The following is a 1,500-nucleotide window of genomic DNA, read 5'->3' on the forward strand; positions in this document are numbered from 1 at the left end:
TCACTTGTTTTAATTCTTTAATAGCTTCATCATTAACTGAAAGCTAAGTTCATCTAAAGATTTTAAAGATTCCTCTGTAGAGCTATTAGCTAATATGATTAACCCTTTCTTTTTAACTGGATCAAAGCCAACATAGTTTGAATATCCACTATCTACAGCTCTTGAAAAATACAGCTTGGTGTCATTGCCAAAAGGAAAGGCTATTTTCCAACCCGAAGACAACCAATAGGTAGGTGATACAATGACACTTGCTCGTCTTGTCAACGACAAATCTTCATCTGTTGGATCAAATTGTGCTTGAACAAACTTGCCCAAATCTACTGTATTCGAATAAGTACTTGTTGCATATTTAAACATACTTACTGGTACTACAGTAGACTCTTGCCCTAATCTATTAATTCCCTTTAAAATCTTTTTATTCTTCTTTTGATAATCAACTATGCTACTATTCATTTTGTAAGGTTTGAAGATTTGATCTTCAACAAGTGTATTAAAGTCACTTTCGAGTGCTTTTGACACCACATCACCCAAAATAGCATATCCCAAAAAAGAAAAACTTTGTTTTAACTGCATGTTTAAAGAATCTATTGTGAGTTGATTCTTTAAATACTCGTGGAGTTGATTTTGATTATATCCACTAAAGAACTCATCTTCGCCAATACTAACAGATTCCAAAGGCGGTAACATGGGAACAAAACTGGTATGATTGGCTAATTTAGTTAATGGAAGTCTAACTTTATTATTGAATTCGAAATCATAAAAGTCATTGGCATCTTGTGTTAACTCTATTTTTCCTTGATTAACTGCTTTTGCAAATAAGGTTGAGGTATAAATAGTAGCAAAGTTCGCCATTGAGAATAAATTTTCTCTATTATCTTTCAGTACTATCTTACCCTTTTTATTTTCTACTCCAAAGTAATTCACTTGATCGTTGTCAATGATAGCCACTGCAAACTGTCCTTTCGCAGGTAGACCTTTAGCAGATTCTAAAAGAATATCTTGGTTACTTTTCTGTGTTATTGCAGATGCCTTCTTATTATTATCCGGCATATCAATAATGCGGAATCCCTCCAACTCTCCCTGAGAATTGATAGCCAAGTTTAATAATGCTACTTCCTTATTCTCAAACTCTGTTCGGTAAAGAGCCAATTGATTATCGTCTAATCCATAGAACTCTATACTCTTAATATTTCCCATTTTTCCCTTCATCTCAACAAAGAAATTCTTTGCTTGATTGAAAGGCAATTCCTCTTTTAGAGAAGTAGAGAAATACGTGTAAAAGTCATCATAATCTTCCGAATTATAATCTTTTACAAAGGTTTCAACTATTACATTTTTTTCTTTCTCTTGAGCATGTACTACACCTATTGACAGTAAGGTCAATAAGAAAAGAATCTTTATACGCTTCATATATCATCTAACTTTATCCTCTAAATATATTAGTAATTTTACAGATAACATTCTTTTTAACAATAATTCAATATTTTTTTACAATAATAT

Annotated in this window: 1 protein-coding gene; it reads right to left on the reverse strand. The window is 31.9% G+C overall.

Annotated elements, in window-relative coordinates:
• Positions 1–9: 9 nt before the first annotated feature.
• Positions 10–1,410, reverse strand: a complete 1,401-nt coding sequence (locus GOQ24_RS13315) for a serine hydrolase (RefSeq protein WP_155092366.1) — start codon at positions 1,408–1,410, stop codon at positions 10–12.
• Positions 1,411–1,500 lie beyond the last annotated feature (90 nt).

Origin of the sequence: Myroides sp. LoEW2-1, assembly GCF_009767705.1 — a bacterium.
GTDB classification, from domain to species: domain Bacteria; phylum Bacteroidota; class Bacteroidia; order Flavobacteriales; family Flavobacteriaceae; genus Flavobacterium; species Flavobacterium album_A.

What these genes read in the sequence shown, in the direction of transcription:
- GOQ24_RS13315 (WP_155092366.1), bottom strand. Translation starts at nt 1,410, where the DNA reads ATGAAGCGTATAAAGATTCTTTTCTTATTGACCTTACTGTCAATAGGT.